This is a genomic window from Cellulomonas sp. URHE0023, from assembly GCF_000688475.1.
GTDB lineage: Bacteria > Actinomycetota > Actinomycetes > Actinomycetales > Cellulomonadaceae > Cellulomonas.
In genome coordinates this window covers 377,010-383,544 of the sequence record NZ_JIAN01000008.1, presented here as the reverse complement: position 1 = coordinate 383,544, position 6,535 = coordinate 377,010, and the positions used below count along the sequence as shown (strand labels likewise).

Sequence of the window (6,535 nt, the reverse complement as noted above, 5' to 3'; positions counted from 1 at the left end):
ACCCCGAACCAAAGGCCCGAAACACACGAGATAGCGAGCCATATGGCATCGACTATTTGGCACACTGTTGAGTTCTCAAGGAACAGACGCGCATCCATTCAGGTCCTTCAACCTGTCCGGAGGCAACCGTTCTAACTTAGCGGAGTTGATCCTCCCCGTCAAACTCGCCCTTGCGAGGCGGCCTGTCGAGAGAAGGAGTCTAGCTCCAGGTCCCGGACGCTCCAGATAGCCGGCGACATGATCGCCAGCTGGGGCTTCCGTGGGATGTCTACCCGGGGGACCAGCCATCGAGGTTCAATCCTCGGTGTCCGTTCCTCCCTGCCGGGCGACATCGAGAACACTACGGCCCCGGCGGCCGGAGGGCAAATCCGTGGCAGGTGACGGGGGTCACCGCGTCGGAAATGCCGCTGACCTGCGATAACGCCCTAGTAGAGGGCGTTGGCCATGGTTCGCCGGGCCGCAACGACCCTGGGGTCGTCCCCACCGACCACCTCGAACAGGTCCACGAGCCGCAGGCGGACCAGCTCACGGTTCGGGCCGAACGTCGTGCGGAGGACGTCGATGAGCCGGTCGAACGCGTCCTCGACCTTGCCGCCGAGGACATCGAGGTCCGCGACGGCCAGCTGCGCGTCGAGGTCCTTGGGGTCGGCGGCGGCTGCGGCACGTGCCGCCTGCAGGTCGGCGTCGCGCGTGCGGTCGAGCAGTCCGACCTGAGCCAGGCCGGCCCTCGCGAGCGCGTCGCGCGGGTCCTCCTTGATCGCCTGCTCGTACGCGGCGCGCGCAGCGGCGAGGTCATCTCGCTCGATGGCGTCGTACGCGGCCTGGTGCAGAGGAGGGAGCTCCGGTTCCTGCTCGGCATCCGGTGCGTCCTGTGGGCTTGCGCTCGGGGTCACCCGACCCGTGATCCCGTTGGCCTCCGCTGCCGCGAGCACCTGGTCCAGCACCTCCCGGACCTGCTCTCGGGGGTAGGCGCCTTGGAACAGCGGGAGCGGCTGGCCCGCGAGCACTGCGACCACGGTCGGCACCGACTGCGCCTGGAAGGCCTGGGCGATCTGCGGGTTGGCGTCGGCGTCGATGCGTGCAAGGAGCCAGCGCCCACCGTCCTCGTCGGCGAGTGCGGCAAGGTCGGACGCGACCGCGGTGCTGACCTCGCTCCACCCGGCCCACAGCACCACAACGACCGGATGGCTCGTCGAGCTCTGCACGAGAGCCGGGAAGGACGCCTGGTCGACGTCGACGACGAACGCGCCGGGACTCGCGATCCCGCCGGGCGAGCCTGGCGGGGGCGTGCTGGGGCGGGCGAGCGAGGACAGGTCCACGGCGCCACGCACATCGAGGCGGGGACGGGGTCCGGTGGGCTGGGACATGCGTCTGAGTCCTTCGTGCGAGGTCGGGTGCTGGTCGTGCGCCTGGCGTACAGACTGCCGGAAAGTCAGTCCGCGGTCACCGCGGTCACCGCGTGCTCGGCAGCGAGGACCTGCATCAGAGCGGTGCTGCCGGCCGGCGGCACGTAGATGATCACGACGTCCGTGAACGTGCGGACCAAGTTGCTCGACGCAGACTGCTTGCCTGTGAGAACGGCGTAGAACGGGTCGAGGATCGGGATGCTGCCTCCCGCCGTGAGCGAGACGGTCGACACGGTCGTCAGCTGGCCGACGACGATCGCACCGCCGTCCACCGTCGCAAGGGTGGTCAGCGGCGCGGGCTCAGGGGTGTACGTCTCCGTCGCAGTGCCGGCCGTCCCCACTCCTGCAACCGTCGACGCACGCGCAGCCTCTATCCCGGTCCGGAGCGCGTCCGGCGCGAAGGTCGCCGCGTACGGCGAGGCGGCGCCGTTGGTCAGGACGTCGCAGTACTGGATCAGCACGTCGGTCGGCGTGGCCAGGAGACCCGTGGCGTCCGGGGCGAGCACCGCGCTGCCCGTCTCCGGGGTCGCCGTCGGGGGCATCGGGATGCCCGGACCCATGCGGCCCCAGCCCCACAGGTGGTACTGGTCGCGTGGTTCGTTCTGCAGCAGCACGAGGATCCGTGGTGCCTGCAGGTCGTCGGGCTGCTCGGTCACCACGAGCTGCGTCCTGGGCCAGGCGGTGGTCTGCGGGAGGATCAGCGCCTGCGGCTTCGTCGGGATGACCGTGGGCGGCTTGGCGTTCGCCGTCGCCTGGGCCCGCACGTACTCGGCCGACCGGATGGCCAGAGCGGGACCCGCGACCCGGGTCGTCAGGAGCGCCGGGTCGAGGGCCGTGTCGCCTGCGGCGAGCACGGTGCCGAGGTCAGACAGCACGTTGTCCGACTGCGCGATGGTCGTCGCGGGCGGCGCCACGGCGGGCACCGGCGCAGGCGAGGGCTGCGGCACCGGAGCGGCACAGGCTGCGAGCGCGACCGCGGCGACCCCGAGCAGCACTGCGGCACGACGGTGCGGGCGGCGGGTCATCGGCCGTCCTCCTGATCGGTCTGACCGGGTTCCGTCGAGTTCGACTCGCCCTCGGTCGGGGGAAGGCCCCACGCGCGTCTCCAGGCGTCGGCGCGGGAACCGGCAGGTTCTGCTTCGGGCCGAGCGTCGGTCGATGTCGTCGACAACCAGGCCGGCCTCCCTGCGTGGGGATCGGGAGCATGAGCAGACGGGGAACCGGGAGCAGGCGCGGGGACGGGCGCCCGGGCCTTAGCACCGGGCACAGCCGCAGGGCCGTTCGCCGTGGCAGACGACCCGGGCTCAGCAGGACCAGACCCGGCCACTGGTGCACCCGGCCGCGGAGCAGGACCACCCGCACCGGGCGCGTACCGGCCCGTCCCGGGAGCGGAGACACCGTTGCTGGGTGCGGGACGGCTGCCGGGGGGGCCGCCAGCGCCGACCGGAGCTCCCTGGGGAGCGGCACCGCCGAGCGGAGCGGGCGCGTTGCCTGCCGAGGACGGCGTTGCCGCCCGTTCCGGCACAGCACTTCCCGAGGGCTGCCCGCCCCTCGAGCTGAGCCACGACGGACGCCCGTGCGCCCCGTCCTGGCCGGGGCCGGGCTGCGACGCAGGGACGACCGCGTTGTCAGGAGCATCCGTCGACGACGGCGGGACGTTCGCACCGGACGACGGTGTCCAGCCGACGCCCCGGGAAGCCTCCGGGCGCTCGCCGGACGCCGAGGACGGTGCCGCAGGAACCACGGCCGTCGGGGATGTGTGCGTCCCCTCGCGTAGCGCGCGACGGCTGAGCGGCCGAGAGTCGGCAACGGTCGTCCCGACCTGCGTGTCGACGGGCGGCGGCACCTGGGCGACCTCGCCCGTGCGGGGAGCCGGGCGAGCCGCACGGGCGGCGGCAGCCTCCCGGAGCTGTCGGCGCGTGAGCAGCGGAAGTGCGTCGACGTCCTCGGCCAGAACGGTCGGGAGCGCCCCCGTCGTGACGGCGTGCCACTCGTCGTCCAGACCCCGGCGGTGGCGACGCAGGTCCCGCACGAAGAGCCACACGGACACCAGCAGCAGGACCAGACCCACCACCACGGCGGGCCAGAGCAACGGCGTCGTGACCTCACGCGGCCACTGCATCGCCAGAGCTGGTGCCGAGGCGCCCGTGCTCACCGCGATGAGGCTCCAACGACCCTCCTGCTGCGGCCACACGAGCGTCGCCGAGCCCTTGCCCGTGGCCTGTGCGACCCACAGGTCAGATCCCGCCGGGTCGACCGCAGTCGCCTCGACCGCTCCCGGGTCGGGCGACGCCGTCGACGAGGCCTCCGGCGCGGGCGCTGCTGGATCCGTCGCCTCCGGGACGGGCGTCGTGTCCTCCACGGGGGTCACGGCAAGCTCGTCCCAGCTGGCGAGCCCGGTGACCTGCCCGTGCGCCTCGGTCCCGACCCAGCCCTCGACATCCGTGTCGCGACCGATCGCCAAGGTCACCTGACCGCCGTCCGGAACCGTCACACGGACGGTGACGGGCTCGGTCACGGGATCTCCGCCGAGGTCGAGGACACCCGGATCCGTCACCAGGGTGTGCGGTCCGTCGGACGTGTCGGCGACGAGCACGTCGTCCGGCCGCCAAACCGTCGCCGAGGCCACGCCGAGACCGATGACGACCAGTCCGACGACACCGACGGCGGCGATGATCAGTCGCTTCACCACGCAAGATCCTCCAGGGACGAGAGGCCTCAGGATAGGCAGAGCGGCACGTCACGGCAGAACCGGGGCGTACCGGACCGGCGCCCGGCCGGGCGGTGACCCGCTTGACGGAGCGGGCAGAGCGCCTGACTGCGCCCCTCTCCCGGGACCACGGACGGGTGAAGACGCGTATCGTTGCGCGCGGGCTCCGGTTGTCACAGGGCGTCTCGACCGAGGCGGCTCGCGGAGCCACAGTGCCCAGGAGGAACGCTCGTGCCCGACGCCCGGACCCCCTTCCCCGTCGTCAACTTCCGCGGATACGAACGCGAGGCGGTCGACTCTCGCATCGCTGGTCTCGAGAAGGCCCTGGCGGACGCCCGCGCCCAGGTCGAGCAGCTCGACGGCCGCGCCATGCAGGTCGCGGGAGAGCTCTCCGAGGCGCACCGACAGCTTCGCGAGGCCGAGCGGCCCACCTACTCCGGGCTCGGGTCGCGGATCGAGCAGCTGCTGCGCTCTGCTGAGGAGCAGTCCTCGGACGTCGTGACCCAGGCCAACTCGCAGGCGGCGGACGCGCTCGCTCGCGCCAAGCTGTCGTCGGGGCAGCTGCGCGCCCGCGCGGAGAACGAGGTTGCCGAGCTGCTCGCGACCGCGCGTCGCGAGGCGGACGAGGTCCGCACCAGTGCGTCGTCCGAAGCAGAGAGCACGGTGCTGGCCGCCCAGCGTCGGGCGGAGGAGCTGGTCGGGTCCGCGGAGCGCGAGGCCGCACGCATCCAGAGTGCGATCACCACCGAGGAGAGCGAGCGCCGCAGCTCGCTCGAGCGCGAGCTCGGCACGCTGCGCGCGAGCGTCGAGCACGAGGCCACGCAGCTGCGCATCGCCACAGAGCGCACGGCCAGCGAGCTCCGTTCGCGCAGCGAGGCCGAGACGACGGCCCAGCGCGAGGAGGCCGAGCACTACGCGCAGGACCTGCGCCAGAGCGCGGATGCCGACACCACCGAGCTGCGGCAGCGCGTCGGAACCGAGCTGGCCACCATGCGCGCCGAGGTCGACCGGTACGTCGCCCAGCAGCGGTCCGACGCAGCAGCCGAGGTCGCTGCCCTGCGCCAGCACGCGGCCGAAGAGGTCACGTCGTTGCGCGTGCAGACCCAGGAGTACGCCGACGGGGTGCGCGCCGCGGCCGAGCGGGACGCGGCAGCGCTCCAGCAGCGCGTGGGCGCCGAGGTCGCCGCGTTGCGGGTCGAGGCCGAGCAGTACGCGGGCTTCGTCCGGGCGCAGGCCGAGCGTGAGACGAGCGAGCTGCGTGCCGCTGCCGCCGACGAGGTCGCGGCGTTCCGCGCCGAGAACCAGCAGGCCATCGTCGCCCTGCGTGGCGACGCCGAGCGGTACGCCACCGATCTGCGGGCGACCGCCGAACGTGAGACGACGGAGCTACGCGAGCGAGCCGTCCACGAGACGACCAACCTGCGCGACGTCACGAACCGGGAGGCGCAGGAGCTTCAGGAGGTCACGCATCGCGAGACCGCGGAGCTGCGGGCGACGACAGATCGCGAGACGGCGGAGCTTCGTGAGCGCACGCGCCTGGAGACCGAGCGCGTGCTCACGGAGGCGCGTCGGTCCGCGACGGAGCTGACGACGACCGCACGGACGAACGCGGACGAGCTCGTCCGCTCGGCCGAGCAGCAGCTCGCCGACGCCGAGCTGTCGATCGCGTCCCGGCGCGAGGCCGCCGAGCGGGAGGACGCCGAGCGCCACGAGACGGCTCGCGCCGAGACCGAACGACTGGTCCGCGACGCCGAGGCGCACGCCTCGGAGGCGGAGCAGCGCGTGGCCAAGGCGCTCGCGCAGGCCGACAAGGTCCGCACGGACGCCGAGGCGCACGCCAAGGAGCTGCTCTCCAACGCCCGCAAGAACGCGGACCGTGTGGTCGCGGAGGCACGTGAGCACGCCGAGAAGCAGATCTCCGACGCCATGACCGAGTCGGAGCGCGAGCGGACGTCGGCGGCGCGTCAGGTGGAGGACCTCAACCGCCAGCGCGAGTCGATCACGTCCTACCTGGACGAGCTGCGCAACCTGCTGGGTCACAACCCGGACCGGGCGACGCTGGAACGCGCATCGCGCGCAGAGGCCGCGTTCGAGGAGGAGCAGAAGAAGGCGCCCGAGGCGGCCAAGGAGAAGGGCTCCGACGCCAAGCCGCCCACGAAGCCCGTGCGGCCCCCCGCCCGCCCGTCCAAGTCGCGTCCGGCACCGGTGTCCGCCGCCGCGGCCACTGCACCCGCAGCGGACGTCCCCGCGCAGGGCGGGTCGACCGACAAGCCGTCACCCGAACAGGTGACTCCTGAGGTGAACTCCGACGCGTCGGCCGGTTCGGACTCGCACAACGGCCAGACTGCGGGTAAGGACGACGCGACCGCGCCGTCTCGCTGATTGCACACCGACGTGTGACCACAGACCGGAGATCGAC

The 6,535-nt window shown here is 72.5% G+C and carries 4 protein-coding genes; 1 reads left to right on the top strand and 3 read right to left on the bottom strand.

What is annotated here, in order from left to right:
* Positions 1-425: 425 nt before the first annotated feature.
* The 3 genes from N553_RS0116950 to N553_RS25160 form a co-directional block, all read right to left on the bottom strand.
* Positions 426-1,367, bottom strand: a complete 942-nt coding sequence (locus tag N553_RS0116950; RefSeq protein WP_028047523.1) for a tetratricopeptide repeat protein — start codon at positions 1,365-1,367, stop codon at positions 426-428.
* 65 nt (positions 1,368-1,432) lie between these two features.
* Positions 1,433-2,431, bottom strand: a complete 999-nt coding sequence (locus N553_RS0116945) for a hypothetical protein (protein ID WP_028047522.1) — start codon at positions 2,429-2,431, stop codon at positions 1,433-1,435.
* Positions 2,428-4,098, bottom strand: coding sequence for a hypothetical protein (locus N553_RS25160; RefSeq protein ID WP_028047521.1), 1,671 nt, complete (start codon positions 4,096-4,098; stop codon positions 2,428-2,430). The genes N553_RS0116945 and N553_RS25160 overlap by 4 nt, the downstream gene beginning before the upstream one ends.
* A gap of 249 nt (positions 4,099-4,347) precedes the next feature.
* Here N553_RS25160 and N553_RS23285 point away from each other — a divergent pair, with 249 nt between their 5' ends.
* On the top strand, positions 4,348-6,498 hold the full coding sequence (locus tag N553_RS23285; RefSeq protein WP_231505306.1) for a hypothetical protein: 2,151 nt from the start codon (positions 4,348-4,350) through the stop codon (positions 6,496-6,498).
* The last annotated feature ends 37 nt before the right edge of the window (positions 6,499-6,535 follow it).